The organism is Shinella sp. SUS2 (assembly GCF_001262505.1).
Classification (GTDB): domain Bacteria; phylum Pseudomonadota; class Alphaproteobacteria; order Rhizobiales; family Rhizobiaceae; genus Shinella.
On the sequence record NZ_KQ410761.1, the window covers coordinates 1 to 24,336 of the forward strand.

General features: G+C 60.1%; 19 protein-coding genes, 9 pseudogenes and 1 other annotated feature. Of the genes and pseudogenes, 17 read left to right on the forward strand and 11 right to left on the reverse strand.

Translation table 11 applies throughout. From position 1 onward, the window contains the following. Window positions 1-71 precede the first annotated feature (71 nt). From AKG11_RS30780 to AKG11_RS35915, 3 genes and pseudogenes are all read right to left on the reverse strand, one after another. A pseudogene (locus AKG11_RS30780) lies at window positions 72-769 on the reverse strand (IS66 family transposase); the annotation flags it as partial. Between the two features lie 1,048 nt (window positions 770-1,817). Continuing rightward, window positions 1,818-1,967: pseudogene (locus tag AKG11_RS35910) on the reverse strand (transposase); the annotation flags it as partial. A gap of 170 nt (window positions 1,968-2,137) precedes the next feature. After that, complete coding sequence (locus AKG11_RS35915; protein WP_371260173.1) at window positions 2,138-2,419, reverse strand: transposase; 282 nt, start codon at window positions 2,417-2,419, stop codon at window positions 2,138-2,140. A gap of 125 nt (window positions 2,420-2,544) precedes the next feature. Between AKG11_RS35915 and AKG11_RS30795 the strand changes: the two genes are divergently transcribed. The 5 genes from AKG11_RS30795 to AKG11_RS30820 all read left to right on the forward strand — a co-directional run bounded on the left by AKG11_RS30795 (window position 2,545) and on the right by AKG11_RS30820 (window position 8,832). After that, on the forward strand, window positions 2,545-3,504 hold the full coding sequence (locus AKG11_RS30795; RefSeq protein WP_082342858.1) for a TAXI family TRAP transporter solute-binding subunit: 960 nt from the start codon (window positions 2,545-2,547) through the stop codon (window positions 3,502-3,504). A 76-nt stretch (window positions 3,505-3,580) separates the two neighbouring features. Next, the gene (locus tag AKG11_RS30800) at window positions 3,581-5,686 is read left to right on the forward strand and encodes a TRAP transporter permease (RefSeq protein WP_050746730.1); all 2,106 of its coding nucleotides are present in this window, start codon (window positions 3,581-3,583) and stop codon (window positions 5,684-5,686) included. After that, window positions 5,683-6,078, forward strand: coding sequence for a DUF1850 domain-containing protein (locus AKG11_RS30805; protein ID WP_050746731.1), 396 nt, complete (start codon window positions 5,683-5,685; stop codon window positions 6,076-6,078). Before AKG11_RS30800 ends, AKG11_RS30805 begins: the two co-directional genes overlap by 4 nt. A gap of 93 nt (window positions 6,079-6,171) precedes the next feature. Next, window positions 6,172-7,629, forward strand: a complete 1,458-nt coding sequence (locus AKG11_RS30810) for a sensor histidine kinase (protein WP_156334178.1) — start codon at window positions 6,172-6,174, stop codon at window positions 7,627-7,629. A gap of 43 nt (window positions 7,630-7,672) precedes the next feature. Then, window positions 7,673-8,832, forward strand: a protein-coding gene (locus AKG11_RS30820) for an IS3 family transposase (protein WP_088016590.1) whose coding sequence is annotated in 2 segments (ribosomal slippage) — window positions 7,673-7,937 and window positions 7,937-8,832 — 1,161 coding nt in all. Because the reading frame shifts where the segments join, the coding sequence is not laid out codon by codon here. Between the two features lie 13 nt (window positions 8,833-8,845). On the opposite strand, the gene AKG11_RS30825 is transcribed toward AKG11_RS30820, so the two are convergent. Further along, a complete protein-coding gene (locus AKG11_RS30825; RefSeq protein WP_157255853.1) occupies window positions 8,846-9,178 on the reverse strand; it encodes an IS5 family transposase in 333 nt (110 codons plus the stop codon). 65 nt (window positions 9,179-9,243) lie between these two features. Between AKG11_RS30825 and AKG11_RS34845 the strand changes: the two are divergent. Beyond that, window positions 9,244-9,342, forward strand: a pseudogene (locus AKG11_RS34845) (IS110 family transposase); the annotation flags it as partial. Window positions 9,343-9,826: 484 nt separating this feature from the next. Beyond that, complete coding sequence (locus tag AKG11_RS30835) at window positions 9,827-11,182, forward strand: chloride channel protein (protein ID WP_023516470.1); 1,356 nt, start codon at window positions 9,827-9,829, stop codon at window positions 11,180-11,182. 65 nt (window positions 11,183-11,247) lie between these two features. Here AKG11_RS30835 and AKG11_RS30840 read toward each other — a convergent pair whose 3' ends face one another. Then, complete coding sequence (locus tag AKG11_RS30840) at window positions 11,248-11,625, reverse strand: GFA family protein (protein WP_037405224.1); 378 nt, start codon at window positions 11,623-11,625, stop codon at window positions 11,248-11,250. Window positions 11,626-11,710: 85 nt separating this feature from the next. Next, window positions 11,711-11,766: a sequence feature (sul1 is cis-regulatory element that is thought to sense ions involved in sulfur or methionine metabolism; They are found in Alphaproteobacteria), on the forward strand. Between the two features lie 69 nt (window positions 11,767-11,835). Here AKG11_RS30840 and AKG11_RS30845 point away from each other — a divergent pair. The 4 genes and pseudogenes from AKG11_RS30845 to AKG11_RS35740 all read left to right on the forward strand — a co-directional run bounded on the left by AKG11_RS30845 (window position 11,836) and on the right by AKG11_RS35740 (window position 14,279). Next, the gene (locus tag AKG11_RS30845) at window positions 11,836-13,320 is read left to right on the forward strand and encodes a SulP family inorganic anion transporter (RefSeq protein ID WP_024270019.1); all 1,485 of its coding nucleotides are present in this window, start codon (window positions 11,836-11,838) and stop codon (window positions 13,318-13,320) included. 257 nt (window positions 13,321-13,577) lie between these two features. Further along, window positions 13,578-13,832, forward strand: coding sequence for a hypothetical protein (locus AKG11_RS30850; RefSeq protein WP_050746734.1), 255 nt, complete (start codon window positions 13,578-13,580; stop codon window positions 13,830-13,832). A gap of 12 nt (window positions 13,833-13,844) precedes the next feature. Then, window positions 13,845-14,117 (forward strand): annotated as a pseudogene (locus AKG11_RS35735) (PAS-domain containing protein); the annotation flags it as partial. Beyond that, window positions 14,091-14,279 (forward strand): PAS domain-containing protein, encoded by a 189-nt coding sequence (locus AKG11_RS35740; RefSeq protein WP_256363697.1) that lies wholly within the window; start codon window positions 14,091-14,093, stop codon window positions 14,277-14,279. The pseudogene AKG11_RS35735 and the gene AKG11_RS35740, both read left to right, overlap by 27 nt. On the opposite strand, the pseudogene AKG11_RS35555 reads toward AKG11_RS35740, so the two are convergent. Continuing rightward, window positions 14,260-14,397, reverse strand: a pseudogene (locus AKG11_RS35555) (IS701 family transposase); the annotation flags it as partial. The gene AKG11_RS35740 and the pseudogene AKG11_RS35555 overlap by 20 nt on opposite strands. A gap of 219 nt (window positions 14,398-14,616) precedes the next feature. Here AKG11_RS35555 and AKG11_RS33995 point away from each other — a divergent pair. The 3 genes and pseudogenes from AKG11_RS33995 to AKG11_RS30865 form a co-directional block, all read left to right on the forward strand. Further along, window positions 14,617-15,218 (forward strand): annotated as a pseudogene (locus AKG11_RS33995) (IS630 family transposase); the annotation flags it as partial. A 141-nt stretch (window positions 15,219-15,359) separates the two neighbouring features. Then, window positions 15,360-15,674 carry a hypothetical protein gene (locus AKG11_RS34850; RefSeq protein WP_156334179.1) on the forward strand — a complete coding sequence of 105 codons (315 nt, stop codon included), beginning with the start codon at window positions 15,360-15,362 and terminating at the stop codon, window positions 15,672-15,674. 544 nt (window positions 15,675-16,218) lie between these two features. Continuing rightward, window positions 16,219-16,932, forward strand: a pseudogene (locus tag AKG11_RS30865) (IS701 family transposase); the annotation flags it as partial. A gap of 259 nt (window positions 16,933-17,191) precedes the next feature. On the opposite strand, the pseudogene AKG11_RS30870 reads toward AKG11_RS30865, so the two are convergent. From AKG11_RS30870 to AKG11_RS30880, 3 genes and pseudogenes are all read right to left on the reverse strand, one after another. Then, window positions 17,192-18,231, reverse strand: a pseudogene (locus AKG11_RS30870) (IS110 family transposase). Between the two features lie 1,060 nt (window positions 18,232-19,291). Beyond that, window positions 19,292-19,744 carry a site-specific integrase gene (locus AKG11_RS30875; RefSeq protein WP_023517387.1) on the reverse strand — a complete coding sequence of 151 codons (453 nt, stop codon included), beginning with the start codon at window positions 19,742-19,744 and terminating at the stop codon, window positions 19,292-19,294. After that, complete coding sequence (locus AKG11_RS30880; RefSeq protein WP_023517386.1) at window positions 19,741-19,938, reverse strand: hypothetical protein; 198 nt, start codon at window positions 19,936-19,938, stop codon at window positions 19,741-19,743. The genes AKG11_RS30875 and AKG11_RS30880 overlap by 4 nt, the downstream gene beginning before the upstream one ends. A 542-nt stretch (window positions 19,939-20,480) precedes the next feature. On the opposite strand from AKG11_RS30880, the gene AKG11_RS30885 reads away from it, so the two are divergent. Then, window positions 20,481-21,536, forward strand: a complete 1,056-nt coding sequence (locus AKG11_RS30885; protein ID WP_050746735.1) for a GNAT family N-acetyltransferase — start codon at window positions 20,481-20,483, stop codon at window positions 21,534-21,536. 480 nt (window positions 21,537-22,016) lie between these two features. Here the strand turns inward: AKG11_RS30885 and AKG11_RS30890 are convergent, their stop codons facing one another. Beyond that, on the reverse strand, window positions 22,017-22,898 hold the full coding sequence (locus tag AKG11_RS30890) for a LysR substrate-binding domain-containing protein (protein WP_024270025.1): 882 nt from the start codon (window positions 22,896-22,898) through the stop codon (window positions 22,017-22,019). Window positions 22,899-23,033: 135 nt separating this feature from the next. Here AKG11_RS30890 and AKG11_RS30895 point away from each other — a divergent pair, with 135 nt between their 5' ends. After that, the gene (locus AKG11_RS30895; RefSeq protein WP_024270026.1) at window positions 23,034-23,354 is read left to right on the forward strand and encodes a DMT family transporter; all 321 of its coding nucleotides are present in this window, start codon (window positions 23,034-23,036) and stop codon (window positions 23,352-23,354) included. Window positions 23,355-23,402: 48 nt separating this feature from the next. Beyond that, window positions 23,403-23,585, forward strand: coding sequence for a hypothetical protein (locus tag AKG11_RS30900; protein ID WP_245290289.1), 183 nt, complete (start codon window positions 23,403-23,405; stop codon window positions 23,583-23,585). Here AKG11_RS30900 and AKG11_RS30905 read toward each other — a convergent pair. After that, window positions 23,586-24,336 (reverse strand): annotated as a pseudogene (locus tag AKG11_RS30905) (IS630 family transposase); the annotation flags it as partial. It lies immediately after the preceding gene.

Genomic DNA, 24,336 nt, shown 5'->3' on the forward strand with positions numbered 1-24,336 from the left:
CCTTCGCTTGAGATCTGTAACGACCTCATTCTGGCACATCGATGCCGATTTGGGGGCCGTCCACCCCAACAGGTCTGAAGGAGAGTGGCCAATGTCGCCCAGGTGCGTCCACCACCTTCGCTGCCGGCGAATAGACTATTTTTCTCGTGATTGTTTGAGGCCTGATCGCGCGTTCGACGATGTTGGAGTCGATTTCGACACGGCCGTCCGCCAGGAACTGCTCCAGCACGTCCCGCCAGGAGAGTGCATAGCGGATCGTCTCGGCAGTCTTGGAATTCCCAGAGATTTTGCGCAGCTCTCTTTCCCACAGATCGAAGAGGCCGGTGACAATGACTGCGGACTTTTGCTGTCGCAGCGTCGCTCTGGTCTCGGCATCCCGGCCGCGAACCTCATCCTCGACCTTCCATAGTGCGCTCATGGCGACGACCATATCCGTCGCAGCCTGCGAGACCCCGGTGATGTGCAGGTCGTAAAACTTGCGCCTGAGATGCGCCCAGCAGCCTGCGAGTTGGATCGTCTCGTTGTTGCCGCCTTTGGCCCGCGTCCTGGCCAGGCTGGTGTAGGCCATGTATCCATCGACTTGCAGGATACCAATTAAGCCAACGAGAGGCCGCGCCACGCACTGCGCACCTCGGCTGTCTTCGAAGCGATAGGTCACCATCGGCGGGCTGGTTCCGCCATAGGGCCGATCATCGCGTGCGTAAGCCCAAAGCCAGGCTTTCATGGTCTTGCCCGAACCGGGCGCAAGGGTGGTTGTTTTCGGCACGAAAGTCGTGAGGATTGGGCCAGCGGCGCGATCGTGCGGATAGAGGTTCGGCCTGGCGAAGTCATTCAGATTGCGGAATGGATGCTGGATCGAGCGTTTTGCGCCAGCATGGAGATGGGCGAGCCACAGGTTGCGGTGGCAAGCCTTATGGAGCTTCATAGGCTACTTACCGAGCGTGGTGTCAGGCAAAGTTCAACGGATGGACTCACGGCCATCCAGGATGGCGCGCCATGAAGGCACTACCACCACCCTCGACTTTGCCAATACTGACCCTGCAACTGAGCATACCGTTCGATACGCCGCAGATGCGAGATTTGAGTGACGCGGAACGGAGCCCGTTGTCACGAGGCTGGCAACCCTTCTGATGGCCGCAGCCGGCGTCGCAGCGAGGGAGGCGAGCGATGACAAGCAAATTCTCCTTGCCACCTCGGTGCTGACACGCAAAGCTGTGGTCTACGTTCGACAGTCGACCCCGGTTCAAGTCCAGGACAACACTCCACCTCAGCAACCGGAACAGGAGGCCCGGCCACCGCGTCGTAATCCGGAACAACGGAAACGAAGCCATCCAATGAACCACCCCCAAACCGCCCTTCCAGCACCGCCGTGCGCCAGCTATTCTACTGAAAGCGCGTAATCTCATGGCGACGAGCCGTCGCCGATAGCTGCTGAGGTCCACTATAGCTCTCAGCGACAGTCGCCAGCTTGGCTTCGTCATTAAAGTGCCCACGACGACCTTTCTCACCTATCTCCAGCCGACTGATCTGCGGGTGACCGCTGCTAATGATATCCATGGTTAAATCACTGGCTATATTGACGTCGATATAGCCGGAGCCTTACCAAAATTCTCAATTGAGCAAGGCGTCCTTCACCGAATGTGTATGTTTCGACGAGCGTCTCTCAGGGTTGGGTTACCTAGCGCTCGCGGATAAACGGCATCCATAGTTTGACTGCGGCGATTGCGACGAAGCCGAGATAGGATTCCTTTGTCTTGTCATAGCGGGTCGCAACGCGCCGCCAGTTCTTGAGCTTGTTGAAGAGCCGCTCGATCTGGTTACGCCATTTGTATTTGGCTTTGTCGTGTGGGATCGGCGTCGTAACCCTTGTCGGCGAGGAAAGCTTCGACCCGGTCGGAGATCATCCGGAACAAGGACGCAAAGCCTTGGGTATCATGCGTCTGCCCGGGCGTCAGGACAAAGCCGCGCGGACGGCCTTTCGCATCGCAGCGGGCATGGAGCTTGGTGGTGAAGCCGCCGCGCGATCGACCAGTTCAGCCAGAGTTTCGAGCATTGCTTCGAACACACCGGTCTCAACCCAGCGTCGATATCGGCGGAAGACGCTGTTCCACTTGCCGTATTCATCAGGCAAGTGTCGCTATTGCGCAGCCGTACGCGCCATCCACATCATGCCTTCGAAATAGCGCCGATTGTCCTGAGCAGGGCGGCATCCGCGCCCTCGCTCAGCGGGAAGAAGCGGACCGATCACCGCCCACTCATCGTCTGTCAAACCAATCCGTTCGCCCAAGGCTGCCTCCAAATGGAAGCCTTGAATCAAAACCCGACTCCGCAGTGAACCTTTGTCCACGAACGCTAGACGGATATCCACCTTCAGCAAAAACTTGCCAAATGTCATCCTCGACGAGTAATTTCTTGCCATTCGCGAAGCGCGCCACACGGCCCCACCTTAGCATGTCAACGGCTTTGATCTGGCCTGACTCTTGCTATCTAAACAACGACGCGGACGTGAGAGCTGCGTCATTTTGCCAAACGGGAGGAGTTTCCATGAAAAACAAGTTGAAGCGCGCCGTCATCATAGCTGCTACCGGCGTATCCATCGCCTTCACCACGGCCGCCGCCGCGCGAGCAGACGAGTTCATCAACGTCCTGACGGGCGGCACGTCCGGCGTCTATTATCCACTCGGCGTCGCACTCTCGAAAATATACGGCGAAAAGATCGCAGGCTCCCGCACCCAAGTTCAGGCCACCAAGGCTTCTGTCGAGAACCTGAATCTCCTGCAACAGAGCCGCGGCGAAATCGCCTTCGCGCTGGGTGATTCCGTCAAACTCGCCGCGGAAGGCAATGCCGAAGCCGGTTTCAAGGCACCGCTCGACAAGCTGCGCGGTATAGCCGCCATTTACCCGAACTACATTCAGATCATGGCGTCGAAGGAGTCCGGGATCGCCACACTCGCCGACTTTAAGGGGAAGAGCCTCTCTGTCGGCGCGCCGAAATCAGGTACAGAACTGAACGCCCGTGCCATCTTGGTGGCGGCCGGGATGAGCTATGACGATCTAGGCAAGACGGAATATCTGCCATTTGCCGAATCCGTCGAGCTGATGAAAAATCGTCAGCTCGACGCCACGCTGCAATCGGCCGGCCTCGGCGTCTCGTCGTTTAAGGACCTTGCCACCTCGCTCGACGTGCAGATGGTTTCCGTTCCCGAAGACATCGCCACAAAGCTCGGCGCGCCCTACATCGCCGCCACCGTTCCGGCGGGCACATACCAGGGCCAGGACAAGGATGTGCCGACGGTTGCGGTGGTCAACTTCCTCGTGACGCACTCGGAGGTTTCCGACGAAACCGCCTACCAGATGACCAAGCAGCTCTTCGAGAACCTGCCGGCCATGGTCGCCGCCCACAAGGCGGCCGAGCAGATCGATCTGAAAGAAGCGCTGAAAGGCATGCCCATCCCGCTGCATCCGGGCGCCGAACGCTACTACAAGGAAAAGGGGCTGCTCTGACCGTTTAGCAACGACTGTGCGGCGGTGGAGGATCGCCGCACAGATACCTTAGTAGTCCGTCGCTCGGGAGGAAACGATGCACGACACCAATGGACCGGCCGACGGCGCTGCCGCCGCGCTGAGCAAGCATGACGCCCTCGCGGGCACGTTCCCGGCGACGAAAGAAGGGCGGGTGCTCTTTGCGATCGCCTTTCTGTTTTCCCTGTTCCAGATCGCAACCGCCGCACATCTTCTCGATCCGCCGAGCCAACTCGTCCGGGCAATCCATGTCGGTTTCGTCACGGTCCTGATCTTTCCGCTGCTCGCCGCCATGGGGACCAGGAGCGGAGCCGCCCGCGCGATCGCCTGGAGCCTTTCTGCGCTCGGAGCAGCCGTCGCCTTCTACCAATGCTACGAATATGCCGACCTGCTGGTGCGGGCCGGCGATCCATTGCCGCAGGACATCGCCTTTGGCGTCATCGGTATCGGCATCGTCTTCGCCGCCGCCTGGGCCTTGATGGGACCGGCCCTGCCGATCATCTCGGGCGCTTTCCTCGCCTACTGCCTGTTCGGCGAATACCTGCCCTCGCCGCTCAACCATCGCGGCTATGCCTTCTCCCAGGTCATCGACCACATGGCCTATGGCACGGAGGGCATATACGGCATTCCGACGCTGGTTTCCTCAAGCTACATCTTCCTCTTCATCTTGTTCGGCGCCTTCCTGGAAAAGGCCGGCATGATCCAGCTTTTCAACGATGTATCGCTCAGGCTCGTCGGCGCGCGGCGCGGCGGAGCGGCGAAGGTGGCGATCATTTCGTCCGGCCTTATGGGGACGATCTCCGGATCGGGCGTCGCCAATGTGGTGACGACCGGCCAGTTCACCATTCCGCTGATGAAGCGCTTCGGTTATCGCCCCGCCTTTGCCGGCGGCGTCGAGGCCACCGCCTCGATGGGCGGCCAGATCATGCCGCCGGTCATGGGTGCCGTCGCCTTCATCATGGCCGAGACGCTTGGCGTCGAATATCACGAGGTCGTCAAGGCCGCCCTCATTCCGGCAATCCTCTACTTCGCGTCCGCCTTCTGGATGGTCCATCTGGAGGCAGGCAAGCGCGGGCTTCTCGGGCTGCCCCGTAACGAACTGCCCTCGGCCCGCGCCGCGATCACCAAGGGCTGGTATCTGGTCCTGCCGCTCGCCGCCCTCGTCTGGCTGCTGTTCTCCGGCTACACGCCCCTCTTCGCCGGCACCGTTGGCCTCGGCTTCACGCTGCTGCTGATCCTCGGCAGTTCCATCGCCCTTGGCCTTCCATCGACCGCGGTCCGGGTGATCTTCTGGATCGGCCTCGGCCTCGTCGCCGCCGCCTTCTTTAAGTTCGGCATGGAGGTCGTCGTCGTCGCGCTGGCGGTGCTGGTCCTTGCCAATGGTATCTGGAAGGGCGGCCGGGAGACGCTAGCCATCTGCCGCGACGCGCTGGCGGATGGCGCCAAGACCGCGCTGCCGGTGGCCATAGCCTGCGCGCTCGTCGGCATCATCATCGGCACGATGACGCTGACCGGGGCGGCCAACACCTTCGGCCAGTTCATCGTGTCGGTCGGCGGCAAGAGCCTCCTCCTGTCGCTGCTCCTGACCATGGTGACCTGCCTGGTGCTCGGCATGGGCATTCCGACGATCCCGAACTACATCATAACTTCGTCCATCGCCGGCCCGGCATTGCTCGAACTCGGCGTGCCGCTGATCGTCAGCCACATGTTCGTATTCTATTTCGGCATTCTCGCCGACCTGACGCCGCCGGTAGCGCTCGCCTGCTTCGCGGCAGCCCCCATCGCCCGCGAAAGCGGCCTGAAGATCTCCTTCGAGGCCATCAAGGTGGCAGCCGCCGGCTTCGTCATCCCTTTCATGGCGGTCTATTCGCCGGCGCTGATGCTGCAGGAAGGAGGGCCGCTTGCCGCGTCGCTCGGCTATCCGGCGGCCGTCGCCTATATCGTCTTCAAAACGGGCTTCGCTATCGGCCTTTGGGGCGCCGCGGTGATCGGCTTTGCCGCCGTCCGGCTCAACCTCTTCGAACGGGCGCTCGCCACCGCTGCCTCCTTCAGCATGCTCGCCGCGCTGCCCGTGACGGATGAGATTGGCTTTGCGCTCGGGGCGGTCTTCGCTGTCCTCATCTGGCGCAGGGCGCGGGCAGCGGCCGCGCCGGAAGCGGCATGAGCACCCTGCTGTGCATTGCCGGCGGCAAGGCCATCGCCCTTGCCGCCGGTCTCTTCACCTTGGGCTGGACCCATTCGGTTGAGAAGACCGCATGGCAGGAAAGCTGGGCCGTCACGCCGGACGGGCTGGTGCTGCGGGAGGCGCGGGTGAAGGGCTCGGGCGCCGGCATGGAGCCTGGCGAAGGCGCGCGCCGCAAGGACGGCTGGTGGGTGTGGGAGCCGCATGCCGCACCGCTCACCACACTGGTCCTCGCCTCGTCCGGCGCCACCGGCTCCGGCTGGACGCTCTGCGCGGCGGACGGCTGCCGGGAGCTTGGCCGCGACAAGGGAGAGCCTGTCGTGCTGCGGCCCTGCGCGGATGGCGAGGCGATATCGCGGGAGCCCGGTAAATGATCCGTCTCACCGGGGGCCAATCTCCTGTTCTTTTCGCATGCAAGGAACGCTAAGCTCATGGGTGAGAGAAGCGAGAGACGGATCGGCCCGAAAATGACTCGCACCATCGGTCGCATGACGATCGCCATGCTTGTCGTCACCTGCATAGCGCCCTTCGTCGCCTACTACCTGGCAAGCGGTGTCGCCATTGCCACGCTCGAAGGCCAACTCCAGCGCAGTCTCGTCCTGACCAATCGCGCCATCGAAACGGAGATCGAGCGTTTCCGCTACTTGCCGATGGTGATCGGCGAGGACGCGCGCATCCGGGCGATCGCAGGAACGGAGCGCGGCGAAACGGCACTCGACGCGGCCAACGCCTACCTGGAAACCATCGTCCGGCAGGCCGGTCCCGCCGAACTCTACGTGCTCGACGCGCACGGCGTGACCCTTGCGGCGAGCAATCATATGACGCCGGAGAGCTTCGTCGGACAGGACTACAGTTTCCGCCCCTATTTCCGGTATGCGATGCGCGAAGGCGAGGGGCGCTACTATGCCATTGGCGTGACGACCGGCAAGCCCGGCTACTTCCTCGCCTCGCGCATCGATATTGCCGGAAAGCCGCCCATCGTCGTCGTTGTCAAGGCGGACCTGTCGCCGCTGGAATTGGCCTGGGAGGCGGCCGGCGTACAGACCGCCATCGCGGATCGCTGGGGCATCGTCTTCCTCTCGGGCAACCCAGACTGGAAGTACCGTCCGCTGGCGCCGCTCGGAACGGAGGCTTTGGCGCGGCTTGCGGCGGAACGCACCTACGAGGGCGCCGACCTTGCGGCCCGCAGGCCGATCCTGCCGGAAGGGGTGGGCCTGCCCACCGGCGCTCTGGAGGACCCGGCGCTTCGCATCGCACAGGGCGGCGCGCCGCTGCTCGCCCGCTTCTCGACGGTCGAGCCGGACGGCTGGCACGTGCTGGCGGCAACCGGTACCGGGGACACGGCCAAGCTCGCCGGCTTCTGGGCGCTCGCCGCGCTGATCGCCGGTCTGCTGGCGACGGGCGCGCTCTATTTCCTGCACCAGCGCGCCCAGATCATCCGCATGCGGCTGCGGCAGGGTGAACTGCTCGAACGCATGGTGGCCGAACGCACGCAGGATCTCGCCTGCGAGATCGACATGCGCCGCAGGACCGAGGACGAGCTGCGCCGTGCCCAGGAGGGCCTCATCCATTCGGAGAAGATGGCGGCGCTCGGCCGCATGTCCGCGGCCATCGTGCACGAGGTAAGCCAGCCGCTCGCCGCGCTCGACGCGACGCTCGCCACCGCCGGCGTGCTGGCCGGCAGGAAATCCGCCGAAGCCGCAGGCGCGCGCATCGTCGATGCCCGCTCCCTCGTCAAGCGCATGCAGCGCACCGTCAAGCATCTCAAGACCTTCGCGCGCAAGGATGCCTCGGACCTGGAGGACGTTTCGATCGACAGCGTCATCCGCAACGTGGTGGATCTCGCCGCCCCCCGCACGAAAAGCCTCGGCATCACCCCGATCATCGAGGCACTGGCGCCTTCTGGTCTGCCCCCTGAAAAGTGATCCTTCTTGAAGTATGGCTTATGAGCCGAGGAAGGACATTGAAATGGCAGGGAAAAGACACAAGGCAGAAGAGATCGTCACGAAGCTTCGTCAGGTTGACGTGCTGAATGCGCAGGGAAAATCGATGGCGGAAGCGATCCGGTCGATAGGCGTGACGGAAGTTACATACTATCGGTGGCGTTCCGAATACGGTGGCCTCAAGGGCGACCAGGTGAAGCGCCTGAAGGAGCTGGAAGCGGAGAATGCCCGGCTCCGGCGCGCCGTTTCCGACCTCACCTTGGACAAGATGATTTTAGCGGAGGCCGCCAAGGGAAACTTCTGAGCCCCGCCCGTCGTCGCGCTTGCGTGGATCATGTCATCAATGAACTGAAAGTGTCCGAGAGACGGGCATGCCGGGTTCTCGGTCAGCATCGTTCCACACAGCGCAAGATCGCCAAGACCCCGGATGATGAAGCGGCGTTGACCGCAGACATCACGACGCTTGCCCTCCAGTACGGCCGCTATGGCTATCGCCGCATCACTGCGATGCTGCATCAGGCTGGCTGGATCGTGAACGTCAAACGGGTCGAGCGCATCTGGCGACGGGAGGGGCTGAAAGTGCCGCACAAGCAACCTAAGCGCGGTCGGCTGTGGTTGAACGACAGTTCGTGCATCCGACTGCGACCGGAATACCCCAACCATGTCTGGTCCTATGACTTCGTCGAGGATCGGACGCACAATGGCAGGAAAATCCGCATGCTCAACGTGATCGATGAGTTCACAAGGGAATGCATCGCCATAAGGGTCGAGAGAAAGCTGAAGGCCGTCGATGTCATCGACGTGCTTTCCGACCTGTTCATCCTGCGCGGCATCCCGACCCATATTCGTTCCGACAACGGCCCGGAATTCATCGCCAAGGCGCTACGGGAGTGGATCGCGGCGGTGGGAGCCAAGACCGCCTACATCATGCCGGGCAGTCCGTGGGAAAACGGCTATTGCGAGAGCTTCAACTCGAAGCTCCGTGACGAACTGCTCAACGGAGAAATCTTCTACACGCTCAAGGAGGCAAAGATCATCATCGAAAACTGGCGACGTCACTACAACACTGTGCGGCCACACTCTTCGCTGGCCTACAAGCCACCGGCACCTGAAGCCGCTGTCTGGCCTCGCCAGAACGGACCGGCGTCAACACCGGCAGTGGCCAGCAGACCGAGCATGCACTAACATTCCAAATGGATCACCCCATGGGGGCAGGCCAATGTGCCCGGACAATTGTGCTGTCGATCATGTCGGCGCTTCGATCCCGCTCGACCATCTCTGCCAGCGTTTCGAGCATTGCTTCGAACACACCGGTCTCAACCCAGCGTCGATATCGGCGGAAGACGCTGTTCCACTTGCCGTATTCATCAGGCAGGTGTCGCCATTGCGCACCCGTGCGCGCCATCCACATCATGCCTTCGAAATAGCGCCGATTGTCCTGAGCAGGGCGGCATCCGCGTCCTTGCTCGGGGGGAAGAAGCGGGCCGATCACCGCCCATTCCTCGTCCGTCAAACCGATCCGTTCGCCCAAGGCTACCTCCAAATGAAAGCCTTGAATCAAAAACCGATTCCGCAGTCAACCTTTGTCCACGAACGCTAATGCCGGCGTCTTGCGTCAAACCGTACGTGAAGCGGCAGAAGAACGATGCAAAGGATGCGGAAGCGATCTGTGAGGCGGTGACCCGACCGACAATCGCGGCCCAATCGGCCGAGCCGAGTCACCATGAGCTCGTCGCTGGGGTGCAGAAATTCTATGACGGTCGCCAGCGCGTCGTGCCCGTCGCGACTGTTGCTGGACATTTTTTTCCGACCGAGTGATGGTCTCCGTCGATTTCGGGTAACCTACAGCGCACACAGCCTACCTCTGGAGGTTTACTGTTTCACCAGGACACCGGCCTGGGACGTCTAAGAAGGCATCCAGTCGGATATCATCGACCATCTGCTTGCGATCCTTCCGGAATTCGATCTGGATGTATTCCAGAAACCGAATGGCCGCGATTTTCAGGCCTATCGCCCTTTGAATGAACCTGCATCACCCCCATCACCTGGATTCGCGCTCGGCCATTCGGGTGAAGTAGGGTATGGGTTCATAGACCGGCGGCACCGGCCGGCCGGCGATCACGTTGGACCAGCCGCCAGCCGATAGCCCGCCATTGCCAAATTTGATCGAAGCAAGACGATGCCCGCATTCTATCGCAAATCCAAGCTTCTGCGTCGGTCCCGCGTCTTCTGGGGCTCGTTTTCCCTCTGGCGTCCGCGCCTCATCTTCTGGTGCGGCGCGCTCGCCATCGGGGTTGTCAGCGTCGGCTTCGCCAAGCTTGCCGACCTCGCTCAGCACGGCTTCACAAGCATGACAACGGCTGGCGAATGGAATTATCTCATTCCGCTTCTCATAACCCCGGCCGGTTTCGCCCTCTCGGCCTATCTGGCGATGCGTTTTCTTCCGAACGCGCAGGGCAGTGGCATCCCCCAGGCAATCGCCGCGCGGCATCTCAAGGACGAGGAGGATCGCGGCCGCTTGCTGTCCCTGCGCATCGCCTTCGGCAAGATTCTCCTGACGGTATTCGGTCTTCTTTGCGGCGCCTCCATCGGCCGAGAGGGGCCGACGGTACAGGTCGGTGCCTCGATCATGCTGGCCGCCGGTCGCTTCGGCGGCATGGCGCAGGCCCGCGGCCTCATTCTCGCGGGCTCGGCTGCCGGCATCGCCGCCGCCTTCAATACCCCGCTTGCCGGCATCGTCTTTGCGATAGAGGAGATGGGCCGCACCTATGAAGCCCGCACCAATGGTCTCGTGCTTGCCGCCGTCATCATCTCCGGCCTTGCAGCGCTCGGCCTTTCAGGCAGCTACCACTATTTCGGATCGACGTCGGTCGCGCCCGTTCAGATGCGGGACTGGGCGCTGGTCCTGGCCTGCGGCATCGGTGGCGGAGCGCTCGGCGCGATCTTCAGTGGCATGGCACAGCATTTCGGGCAGCGCATCCGACGCTGGGCACAGCCCGAGCCGATGAAGCGCATGGTGCTGCTGGCTCTCTGCTGCGGACTGGCCATCGCCGCTATAGGCGTGCTCTCGGGTGGCGATACCTTCGGCACCGGCTATGAGCAGGCCAAGGGCGCCGTACAGGGCGAAGCCCTGCCGCACTTGTTCTTCCTGGAAAAGTTCGCCGCCGGCTTCCTTTCGATGCTGTCAGGCATTCCGGGGGGTATCTTCGCCCCTTCCCTTTCCGTTGGCGCGGGCCTCGGCAGCACATTGGGCTCACTCCTCGGAACCAGCATCGCGCTTGCCGCCGTGCTTGGCATGGCGGGTTACTTCGCCGGCGTCGTGCAGGCGCCGATGACGGCCTTTGTCATCATTCTCGAAATGACGGGCGACCACGAGGCGGTGATTCCCATCATGGCCGTCTCGATGCTCGGCTATCTTACGTCCCGTATTCTCTCGCGCGAGCCACTCTATCACGGCCTCTCCCGCGTCTTTATCGCAGCCGCCATCCGAATGCGGCGGGCGGCCGGAAAAGGCTCCGGAGAGACTGACATATGAGCCGGTCAGAGTAATTCCTGCCAAACGAACAGTGATCGCCGCTTCGAGGAAAGGTGGAAACGCTCTCAGGAGGTCTGTACCATGACCCACGGATGCCGATGGTGATCAAAGACGCGTTGTGTTGGCTCCAGTCCATCCTTCTCCTCAAAGCAGCCAAGAGCCAAAGCCGTCATGCCAGGGCGAAAGTCTGGCTCCCAGAAGAGGGTGAATCGGCAGGAAGGGCAGAAGTGAAACTCGACGGGCTTGCCGCGGTCGCCGATCCGGGATAACACCGTAGATATGCTGGCGACTTCGGTCATTCCAATTGCAAAGAACACAGCAATCCCGCAAGCGGAGCCTTTCCGGCGCTGGCATTCCAGGCAATGGCAGACGGAGACTGTCACCGGTTCGCCCTGCGCGACAAGCGAAAGCGCGCCGCAGGAACAGGTAGCCTTCCGTTTCATTCGTGCCTTCTCCCAGGTTCAACCAAATCTTATGCCAAATCGCCGTTGACCGCTGCACAGCATTTTCTATAAGGGGTTCATTCACCCCGGACCCGGTGAAAATCCGGGTGGCTCTTCTGGCCGCCGATCCGCCAGACAACGCAAAAGCATCAAACCAGTTCACATGCCGGACATCATCCGGTCTGGATGCACTACTCTTGCGGACTTTTCATGTTCAATCTGACGACCTACAAGCGTGAGTGGTTCTCGAACATTCGCGCCGATACTCTCTCCGGCATCGTAGTGGCGCTTGCCCTCATTCCCGAAGCCATCGGATTTTCCGTCATTGCCGGCGTCGATCCCAAGATCGGGCTCTTCGCCTCCTTCGCCATCGCCTGCGTCTCCGCCTTCGTCGGCGGCCGGCCCGGCATGATCTCCGCCGCCACGGCGGCGACGGCCGTTCTGATGGTCACGCTCGTCAAGGAGCACGGGCTGGAATATCTCTTCGCGGCAACGCTTTTGATGGGCTTCATCCAGATCGGTGCGGGCTTTCTGAAGCTCAGCCGCGTCATGCGCTTCGTCTCGCGCTCCGTCATCACCGGCTTCGTCAACGCACTCGCGATCCTCATCTTCATGGCGCAGCTGCCGGAGCTGATCGGTGTGCCGGGGCTGACCTATGCGATGATCGCGGCGGGCCTCGCGATCATCTATCTCTTCCCTTATGTCACCAAGGCCATCCCGTCGCCGCTGGTCGCGATCCTCGTGCTGACCGGCGTCGCCTATTGGGGCGGCCTGGACCTGCGCACGGTCGGCGATCTCGGCGAACTACCCTCCGCGCTGCCGATCTTCGCACTGCCCCAGGTGCCGCTGACCTTCGAGACGCTGCAGATCATTTTCCCGTACTCCATGGCGCTCGCCGCAGTCGGCCTGCTGGAATCACTGCTGACTGCACAGATCGTGGACGACATGACGGATACGCCGAGTTCCAAGAGCCAGGAATGTATCGGTCAGGGAGCGAGCAACATCGCTTCCAGCCTCATCGGCGGCATGGGTGGATGCGCCATGATCGGCCAGTCGGTGATCAACGTCACCTCCGGCGGCCGTGGACGTCTCTCGACCTTCGTCGCAGGCGCCTTCCTGCTGTTCCTCATCCTCGTGCTGGACGATCTCGTGCGCATCATTCCGATGGCAGCCCTGGTCGCCGTCATGATCATGGTCTCGATCGGCACTTTTTCCTGGCGCTCGATCCTCGACCTGCGCCGCAATCCTCTGTCTTCCTCCATCGTAATGCTGGCAACGGTCGCGACCGTGGTTGGCACCCATGACCTTGCCAAGGGTGTACTCGTCGGCGTGCTGCTCTCCGGCGTGTTCTTCGCCGGCAAGGTCGCCAAGCTCTTCCACGTGCGCTCGACGCTGGGTGCGGAGGGTACGGAACGCACCTACCATGTCGACGGCCAGATCTTCTTCGCGTCGGCGGAAAGCTTCACGGCGGCGTTCGATTTCACCGAGACGCTGCGCAAGGTGACTATCGACGTCACGCAGGCGCATCTGTGGGACATCACGGCCGTCGGCGCGCTCGACAAAATCGTCCTCAAATACCGGTGCCAGGGTATCGAGGTCGCCGTCATCGGCGTCAACGAGGCGAGTGCACACATGCTTGATCGGTTCGCGCTGCACGACAAGGAGCACGCTTCGCTCTCAGGATCGGCAAATTGAGCCCGTAGGCCACCTTACGCTTCGGCCACCGTCGCGCAATGAGGATTCAGCTCCATCAACGCCATCGTTACCTTCGCACGATACCGTAACGGAATTGCGGCCTTGAAAAAGGCCGTACCGTTTGGAGTGACGATGCCTGACGCGGTACTATTTGCATCTCGCGACGCATGTCCAACTGCAGCTTTTATTTTTGATGCCGCAGGAACCATCGTGCACGCAGGCTCTTTTACACGCGCGATCAATTCGACGGGCTCCCAATGGAGCTGCTTCTGCCCGATTGGCCGCTTGAGTTAGAGATGCCGCTGTGTCGCATCGTAGACGGCGCAGGCCATGAAAGACGTGCATGTGTCAGGATCGCGCGCTGGCTGGGCCGCTCCGACGAAATGATGACGGTTTTCATCGATGTCGAGCGGACAAAGGAACAAGAAGTTCCAGTCGCAGAAATCCGCTTGCGATCCATTCTCGACATGCTGCCTCAAGCGGTCTGCGTTTTTGACGCAGAGGGCCGATAGGTCCTTTGGAACCAGAAATATGCAGAACTCTACAGTGACATTGCCAGGCATCTTCGGCCGGGCATTCATTTTGAGGAGATACTGAAGATCAACCTTGCCGGCGACGAGATGCGGGAATTCATCGAGGACAAGGAAACATGGCTTGTCGAGCGCATGGAGAAGTTCCGGCTGCCTGCCGCACAGGAAGAACAGCAGCTTCGCGACGGCCGATGGCTCCGGCACGACGACCGCCGAACGCTCGACGGCGGCGCTATCGGCATGCGCATCGACATCACTGATTTGAAGCAGCGCGAGGAATGGCTTGGCCAGTTGTTCGACGCAAATCCGATGCCCATGTTGCTGTGCGACGGCGATAATCTGGATATCATGCACGCAAATCAGGCCGCATCTAAATTCTATGGCTGGGATGCGGAAGAATTGTTGTCGCGCAAACCCATCTCGCCTTGATGGCGGCCGCCAGCGCTTTCAATGTCGCATCGGCCGGCAAGTCGGACAGGTAGTATTTACGCTCGTCTTTTGATCGCCATTCGCCAACCAACCAGGCTTCCTCGCCCGGCATGTGTTGCGACCACACAGGTCGGAAGCCTGCCAACGTAGTCAATCAACGTCTGCCGACGCATCGTTCAGCGAACAATGACCGCGCCGACCGCATCCACGCCAACTATGCTGCAAGCGTTTTTGCCCAGATCAATCCCGAGGATCGCAATAGACATTGGCTCGCTCCTTTCGCTTTCTGGATATCAGCATCGTACTCGATGCTGGGGGAATGGGTGGGCCATTCAATAAATCCGCCCACGCGCTGGAGCAGGACCGTCCCGACATCCTGAAACGCCGCCGCGCCTGGTTCGACGGCCAGCCTGACCTCGATCCGGCACGCCTCGTCTTCATCGATGAGACCGGGCTGTCGACCAAGATGGCGCGTCTGCGTGGAAGAGCGCCATGCGGTGAACGCTGCAGAGCCGGCATCCCGCACGGCCACTGGAGAACGACAACCTTCACCGGCGCATTGCGACTGACGGGCATGAGCGCGCCGTCGTCTACGATAACGCCAAGAACGGCAATGTGTTCCTCACCTATGTCGAGCAGATACTGGTGCCGAGTCTGTCGTCAGGCGACGTCGTCGTGATGGACAATTTGCCTGCCCACAAGATCACCGGTGTTCGCGATGCCATCGAGGCGGCAGGAGCACGCCTGCTTTACCTGCCGCCGTACAGCCCGTACTTCAACCCGATCGAAAATGCCTTCTCGAAACTCAAGGCACTGCTGCGCGCCAAAGCCGAGCGGACCATCAAAGCCCTATGGGATGCACTCGGCGACATACTCGACCAGTTCTCACCCGCCGAATGTGCCAACGACTTCAGGGCAGCAGGGTATGAACCGGATTGAACAGGACGTGCTCTAAATTCTACGGCAGCCTGGATGGTAAACGATCACGTCAGTGAAGTCACACAATTGTGCGCATCAAAAAATAAAAAAATCTGCTAAAACGTGTATTATGGATCGCTTCCCACCAATTTGGAGGAAGCTATGCAGAATTTTCTTGTACGAGTTTATGATCAATCCGGGCAGAGCTGCGAACTGGTGGCTATGGTTCCTCTCATTCAGAACGAAAATCAGAATCTGAGCGATTCTGAATTGATTGCGATTGCGATGTGGATACTTCAAGATCTGGAACGCTTCTCAAACGCCGAGATCGAATCCTTCCGGTACCGCCTGGATATCCTTCATCCTCCCGACGCTTTGGCCCTTAATTCTGCTCCACAACAACGCGATGAGGAAGCTCCAGGCCTCCCGCCGGCTCAAGCCGAGCAGAAAAGCGTCCTTCGTCAACAAGCATATTAGTGATCCCTACTTCGTTCATCTAGATTGTCGTAGACGCACCTAAAATGAATGCGGTTCTCGAGTGTCGATATCAACGTTCCCACCCGGCGGATTTTCAGGGCGACACCGTGAACACATTCGATCGGACCCTAATTTCCTTCTCGGGAAACAGCGTCGGCCTGATCGTCCATAGCGTATTCAGTATGAACTGCCCCTCAGGCAGGACGCACTTCGTCGGCCACGTCCACCAGTCGAGCTCAACGATATCGGGAAGCTCGTTGCCGGGCCGGTAGGTTCAGCGCCGGGCAAAGCCGGTTTGGTGGCGGATTTGTATCCTGCAGCGACAAGCGCCCGCTCGAAGGCTACGGCATAGCCGGCAATTTTCTCGGCCTTGTCCGTGCCGTTGACGATTTGACGGGCACCGACGTAGTCAGCCCGGCCATCGGTGATTTAGTCGTTCAACGCCTTCCCGGTGAAGCTGCCGAGTTCGATGCCGACGAAGAGGATCTGGACGGCGATCGGAAGCTCGAGCGCCTTCGACGGGTCCTTTACGAGATCGACGCCGATCTCCGCGCCCTTCCGGCAGGGGCTGAGCGAGCGTGGCCTTACCTGGGCCGTGGGCGTTGGGGGGACCCAGAAGGTCTATCCGGTTGACCTGGCCCTCATCTGTCCCGTCGCCGGGCGCGGGCGCCCGCGCAAGAACCATGTGCCCGACGCAAAGTCGGTATCGGCGGAGAAGACGCTGGCGACCGCGCCCTGGCGCACGCTGAGTTGGCGACGTGGCACCAAGGGGCCGCTGAAGGCCCGCTTCGCCGCCGTGCGGATCAAGGTGGCCGACGGGCCGACCCAGAGGATCGGCGACATGGGGCAGCAGCATCTGCCGGGAGAAGAGGCCTGGCTGATCGGCGAACATCGTTCGAATGGAGAGGGCAAATATTACCTCTCGAACCTGCCCGCCGACACCTCGCTCAAGCGCCTGGCCGGCGCGATCAAGGCGCGCTGGATCCGCGAGCAGGCGCATCAGCAGTTGAAGGAGGAACTCGGGCTCGACCACTTCGAGGGACGATCATGGACGGGGCTGCATCGGCACGCGCTCATGACCATGATTGCTTATGCCTTCCTTCAATCTCGGCGCCTCAAGCAGGCGAAGCGGGAAAAAAAGAAGCCAGGGCCCGCCACCCCAGCCCACCCTTCCGGCCATCCGCGCGACTATCATCGCCGCCCTCGAACGGCCACCATCAACACGATGTCCGCACTGCCGCCGACCACTCTCTTCTAAAATTCTGCCAAAGTCGTGCTTCTGTAATGGGCCTTTGTCCGTCAAGTCCCTCGGAATGATTATCTCGTCGCTGGGGTCATGCTTCTGTCCGTGGTCAGCACGAAGACTGCCACACTATGCCATCAGATCAACAAGCCGACAGGTCAATCTAGGGAGCGTGCTTCGCCGAAGCGGTCACAGCACTACACACGACCTTGCCAAGCCTGCGTCCCAGCGACGGGACCTTATCAGATGCAGACCTTGTGCTTGCCTGCATCAATCACATATCTCTCCTCATGCCGCGACAGGGCTTACGCTCCAGCGAAGTTGCATCCACCCACATGCGGTGAAGAACGACACCGAGTTTGCGGGCAAGGGCGACCTTCGCACGCTTCATCCCGCGACGCCTGGCCACATCGAGCGCCCAACGTTTTAGACTGGAAAAGCGCGTCGCCCGCGTCAGCATTATGTGGGCGGTCTCGAACAATGCCGTTTGCACCATAGCGTCGCCGACCTTACTGACTCCGCCATCCCGATCGGTTTCGCCGGATTGATATTTCTTCGGCGTCAGACCGAAGTAGGCACCCACCGTCCTGGACTTTTCGAACCGGGCAGGATCATCAACCGCGGAGCGATAGGTCAGCGCAACCAGGGCACCGACGCCTGGTGCGCTCATCAGCCTTTTGCAAACTTTGTCGGCGCGGGCGATCCTGCGCATCTCGCGGTGCAGCTTCGTAAATTCGCTCCACAGCGCTACTCGCGCCGTCAGCATCGCGTCAATCACCCTCGACAATGTCGAATGCCCTGCAATCAGTTCGCGGATGCGCGCCTCGAAACGCCCGCGGCTGACCTCGCCGACCTTTAACCCATAGCCACGCAGGATGCCCCGAATACTGAGCTCGACGTCGAGTAGCTTGGATTGCAGAAGCTTGCGGCCGACCAATAGAGCCCGAGTGTCCTGGGCCGGCGACGATTTGGCGTGAACCGGGCGTACCATCCCATGCGGAGCAGTTGCGCGATCCCTCGTGCATCCTTGCGGTCAGTCTTCATCGTCATCGCCGAAAGCGCCGCCTTCACATGCCGCGTTTCCAGCAAAACCACATCATGCCCCGCAGCAACGCGAGCCGCATACAGCCATTGGGACAAAGGCCCCGCTTCAAGGCCGATGCGCTCTACGGGAAAGCCCAGTTGATCAAAATACCCGACCAGGCATTCTGGCTCGCTGCCTACCATGACCTCCCGAACCAGCTTGCCCGTCGCGTCGACCACACACACACTGCTCTCTTTCAGCGAGACGTCGATGCCTGCATAATACCCCATGGCTGTTCCTCGCATGATGCTTGAGGCCGATCGCTCGGACCTCGTTCCAAACATCATCATTCTGAGGGACAGCCACCAAACTGGCTACTCGTGAGACGCCGGCCCATTACGGCATCTAGGCATTGGTGCGCTGGGCGCTGATGAAGGCACGGTTATAGGCGCGCTCCAGTAGTACCAGAGATAGCGTTGCAAACATGATGTTATCCTTTGGGTGTCAGTCTAAACTCCAGGGAGGGCTATATCGCCGTCGCCGCGCCCCGGAAGGCTTACGGACAAAAGCTACCGATAGCTGATATACACTATAAATTGATCATCGTATTTCTTGGATTGACTATCAGATATTTCCAGTTTTTGATCGAGAACAAGAAGATAATCAGAAAACATGAGAGCGGGTGTGGCCAAGACGAAAACAGAGAAAGCCGCCGAGGTTTGCGCGACCGTCGCATGCATCATCATCGCCAGTCTACTATTTCTACCGTTTTTAGCGAAGGCACTATGAGAACTCCGAGCGCAACTTCAAGGCGACCGAATAGAAGCCCGATCCATCGCGACGATGCGATCTACCAAATCGGGCGCGCGATCGGTGTCGGGCTATCCATCACGATCTATGCGATGATCTTGTGGCCGCTGGTGAGGCATCATCTATAGCTCGATGCCTCAAAATCACGGTGAGACTGCGCGTTGTCAGTGAGCATCGTTTTTCGCTGGCGCAAGGAAATGTCGATACAGTAGATGATCTGTTGGCTCTTCATTTCTAGTCAGTGAGAGACCCGGTTGAGCTATAAGAGGGGAGGCTCCCGGGTCTCAAGTCTTACGCTTCTTGGAGGTAGATGCTCAACGTGATCGCATGGACGAAGATGGCGTCAATACCGGGTGAATCTTTCTTTCCTGCAATCCCGGGTCATGTGTGGATGCACCCGGCTCAACTTGCTTATACACGTAGGCGTAGATTGGTCTGGAAGTTCATGTTCACCCGGGCGATGTTTCGTACCGTCGGCAGCGCAGCGTGTGTCCTGAACGGGTCGTGGCGATGGTGGATGAGAGGTCAAAACCGATCTACTTAGGATTTGTTTTTATTCTGTTTTTCGGATTTCCCCCTCATCTGGATTAGCCCCTCATCTGGATTAGAGTGAGGGAATTTTATGTTCCCGATCTGATCCGCGACGATGCGGCTGGCCTCGATGCCGAGCCGCTTCCGGTACACGCCTTTTGTGTAGATTTCGGCCGTTGCGATGTTCGTCCAGCCGTACTGGGCGAGCAGCTGATGCGTGGCGGCGCCACCCTCGGCCGCCAGTGTCGCGCTCAGCTTCCTGAGACCGTAAGCGGATTTCGTCACGCCGGCCCCAGTGCACCTATCCCTGAACCAGTTTCCGAAGCTCTCCTTGACGAATGCCTTCCCGCGCGCGTTGCTAACGAGATGGAGGCCGCGTCTCGGCGCCTTGTTGATGATGCCGAGCAGATCGTCGGAAAGCTCGATGGTGATTCGGGCGGCGGTGGTGAGGGAGGCGGTCATTGTGCCATCTCCCCTTTAAGTGCCGCGACGTAGCGCCCACGCAGGCTTTTGGCGCGCTCCTCGACATTCTTCAGCGCAAAGAGCAGGCTGTCGCGCTCGACTGAGCTAACGGTAAAGACGAGGCAGTCCCCATCCTTTTTGTCCGGCTTGGACGCACTGCCGACGCGAAAGCTGCAGCTATTGATCTGGCCCACCCGCAGATGCGCCAGGTGAACGACACCGGCCTCTATGCCGGCACTGTGCGGGTTTCCGCGACAAATTCCCTCTGATCGTCAGGCAGGGTCTCGCTCAGTTCGCAAATTTCAGAGACCTTTGCAGACGTAACCCGTCGAAACGTTATCTCTGCGCCATTCAGTGGAAGATTCATTTAAGTCAACTCTCTGACTCAGTAGGAAAATATGCGCGAACGAGGCAGTACAGCATTGCGCTTTCGCCAACAATATCTTGGTGTTGGTTTTGTATCGGGCCGCCAAGAGCCAAACGGCCCACCCGCAGGGAGGATGACAATTCTCGCGGTGAACCACTTGCCCGGCGTCAGTCCACGAATTAAAGGAGCCCTCCTGCGAACCAATCGCAGTAGCCGATAGTGATGAGCGAGGTACCAAGATGGCAGCCAACACCATGCCGAGTGCCGGCGGGCGTATGCCGGCTGCCTTCGGAGCAGATGATCTGTTCCACTTGTTCCCATCGATGGTGCAGGCGCAAAGCACCGCCGCATCCATAGGATCGCTTATCAATGCAAAAACTCGAGCACGAGACCTATTCGGTCGCTCAGACTATTTTAGCTGAACTCTCTTCTATCCACGTTGCTATCGTATCCGTCCTTGACGGTACGATCGATGGCGAGGTGTGGGTAGACAATCCAATCAGCCCCCAGGTGACGGTCGTCGCCAACGGGGACGCCTACTATCTCGCGGGCAACCCGGACACCGAGGACGAAACTCTCGCTAGCCTGCGGGAAACAATCCCCGACTGGGCCTATCTTTTTGCGGAAACCCGCTGGGTTCCACACCTTTCGAAGGCGTGGAGCAATGGGTTCGCAATCCCTCATCCGCGTGTTCGCATGGGGCATGTTGCGGGCACAGCCTTGCCGGCAGTACGTCAGCCAGGTCCAGGATTTGAGATCCTGCCGATCGATCGAGCGCTATTCGATCGCAAGCCTGGCAATCTTGAAACGGTGGAGGATTGCGTCGAGGGCTGGACCTCTCCGGAGGCGTTCTTCAACCAGGCTGTTGGGTACTGCGCTCTGCACAATGGGCAGATCGTCAGCCATAGCGTGACGGACAGCGTCAGCGGTCAACGGTGCGAAGTCGGCGTCGGCACGGAACCCGATTTCCGCCGGCTGGGGCTCGGGCGTGTGGTTGCTTCGATGACCACCGCCGAATGTGTGCGGCGTGGCCTGCATGGCGTCGAATGGCACAGCCATGAATCCAACAAGGGCTCCATCGCCATCGGCCGATCCATCGGCCTTTCGGAATTGGATCGGCATGTGGCCTATAGTTGCCGGTTGCCTGCCGAGAACGTCGGTGATCTCGACACTGATCATTGCCGCGAGTTGGCCTCGCATTTCGAGCGAGCCAGCGGGCAGATCAACTGGAGCCGCTTCCATGCTGCCGGAGCGCGGGCACTTGCCGGCGATCGCGAAGGCGCCCTGGAAAATGTGAGACTTTTGATCGAAAGCGATTGGGAGGGCGAAGCAGAGTGGCTCGAAGAGTTCTGGGCACTACAAACCCTCGCAGACGATCCGGAGTTCAGGGCACTGCTCGCGCGCAAGCGTGAGCTGGAACTCTAGTCACCCAGCACTTTCTGGCCGCATCGTCCGATGCGGCCAGTTTGGCGCCATCTTAATCGGTCGTGCGACTGGGGTCCCGTCAACGCGAGACTACAGCGAGCCGCATGGTTCGTCGTTAACGGAAGCGTTGCCTCGCTGTTTCGAGCGATGTTTCAGGACAGCGGATTGACTCACTGAGTCCTGCCTTGCTCGACCAGATGCCTGATGTCGTCGCCCAGCTGACCATTTTGCCAGGCAGTCCCATCATCGACTGGCCTGCCTGCGGCTTTGGCAGCCTTGAGCGCATACCCATCCATATCCTGCATCCAGAGGGGAGGTCCGCCTCAGCGAAGATTCGCGCGTTCGTAGCTCTCGCTAAAGCAGTCCTTCGTGAGAATCGTTTTCTCAACTGAATCCTCTCGCGGAGACTTCTGTCTGTGACGTCTCAGGCTTGTGCCGACGTAGCGGGTGCGACGGCATGACAATCAGCATCTGTAGTCGTCAGGTTTGTTTCCGAAACCAATCCAGCAGTGTTGTGAGCCGTTCTTTTGCCGGATGGCTCGCGAGGAAGACCGCCCAGTAGGTTGGCCCCGGCAAAGCGATATCTGACACCCGCAAGAGCGCGCCGGTCTTCAATTGGTCTCCGACGAGATGTTCCGAGGCGAGCACGGCTCCCTGACCTGCCAGAGCGGCGTCCAAAGCGTGGACTTCTTCGGAAAATGTCTGGCTGATTTTCGGTGAAACGCCGTCTACCTGTGCATGGGCCTGCCATCGCTCCCAGTTCGGCGCATTTGCAGCTCCCGATCTCCAGCGATAGTGCAGCAACGGCAGCGCGAGGACTTGATCCGGTAAAAGCAGCTCCGTGCCCGACAACAGGCCAGGAGCGCAAACGGGTACGATGCGGTCTGGAAACAGCCGATGCCATTCGGCGTCAGCGCCAGGGCGCTCGGCATAGCGTATCGCCATATCGATACCCGAGACATGCAAATCCGCGACGCGATCATCCGCCTCGATGGCAACGCTCAGTCCTGTCTCTTCGCGCAGTTGCGGAAGACGAGGCATCAACCACCTGCTGGCAAAAGCCATTGTAACGGAAAGGCGCAGTGGGCCATCCTGACGGTCTGACAACTGCTCGATGGCGGTCGCGATGCGATCAAGGGAATCCCTGAGTACCGGGAACAGCTGTTCTCCCGCTGTTGTAAGCCGTACCGGGCGCGGATAGCGCCGAAATAACTCGACGCCCAGAATCTCCTCAAGCTGTCGCACCTGATGGCTGATTGCTGTCGGCGTTAGATGCAGCTCTTCGGCCGCAGCTGAGAAATGCAGATGCCGGGCGGCGGCCTCGAAGGCGCGCAAGCCGTGGAGCGGCGGAAGCTTTCGCAACGATAGACCTTTCGAGACTGATCATCGCCCATGATGAATCTGATTCATTCAGCCCCTGAGATATACGCTTTGGCCAGTTTTTTCCACGCCTGATAATTTCAAAGCAATTCCAACCAGCAATGAAAGGAAAATTCGATGAGCTGGCTATATCTTGGAGCTGCCGTAATCTTTGAAATCGCCGTAGCGATCAGTGCCGGGAAGGCGAAAGGTTTCACGCATACCGGGTGGACCGCCGTGACCCTGGTCAGCGGCGCAATCGCCACCTTCTTCCTCAGCCTCGCTCTGCTCACCTTCGATGTTGGTGTCGGTTACGCCATCTGGACCTCCGTTGCGGGCGTCGGCATCGTCATTCTGGGCGCCCTGTTCTTCGGCCAGCAACTAAACGTGAAAAAGCTGCTCGGAATCGCCCTCGTCATCGGCGGGGTCGTCGGTCTTCGCCTAAGCGGCGCGGCATAGCAATCACTTCTCCTCCACCCATCCCTTCCGATCTAAAAGGATACTGAAATGACAAATGCAATCGAACAGCCCCAAAGCAGCGGACGCGCATGGACCATGTTGATGCTCGCGAGCGCCTTCGAAATTGGCTATGCGCTCAGCGTCGGCGGCAGCCAGGCCTTCACGGTCCTGAGTTGGTCCGTGGCCGCTCTGCTATTCTTCCTGCTTACGCTTTATACGGTCCCTCACTGATCAAAACCCATTGGCCCATTCTCTGCGTCCGATCGACATGACGCGCCATGGCTGGCTTTCGAGCCGCCGCCAGGCATCGCAGCAATGATCGACGATGTCGTCGTATGATTTGAACACGCGGTTTGATAACCAGTTGTCGCGCATGAAATGCCAGAGGTTTTCGACCGGGTTCAGCTCCGGCGATTTCGGCGGGAGTGGCAGAATGGTGATGTTTTCGGGCACGACGAGATTGTTGGACATGTGCCAGCCTGCCTGATCCATGATGAGGATAGCGTGCGCGTCGGCATCGACGTGTCGGGCGATTTCGGCCAGATGCTGGGTCATGGCGTAGGTGTCGCACCATGGCATGACCAGCGCCGCCGCCTTGCCGAGCTTGGGGCAGATTGCGCCGAAGATGTAGGCCGACCTTGTGCGCTGATCGTGCGGTGCTGAAGGCCGTGTTCCTCGCCTGGCCCATCGGCGGGTGATCTTTTTTTTTTTCCCCGTACGGGCCTCATCCTGAAACCAAATCTCTATGCGTTTTCCTCGGGCCGCTCCAGCGGCAATCTCTGCCACTGCGGCAGGGAAGCTTTTTTAAAACCCTCAATGGCTTGAGGGTCTTGCGCGTGATGTTTGGGCCGAACAGCGAGCTTGCGATAGCCCATGGCCCGGACTTCGCGGCTGAGCGTCTGCTCGCTCACCGAAACGCGAAACTCCTCCCACAGCCATTGCGCCAGATCGCACAGACGCCAGCGAACGACGCCGTCGAGAT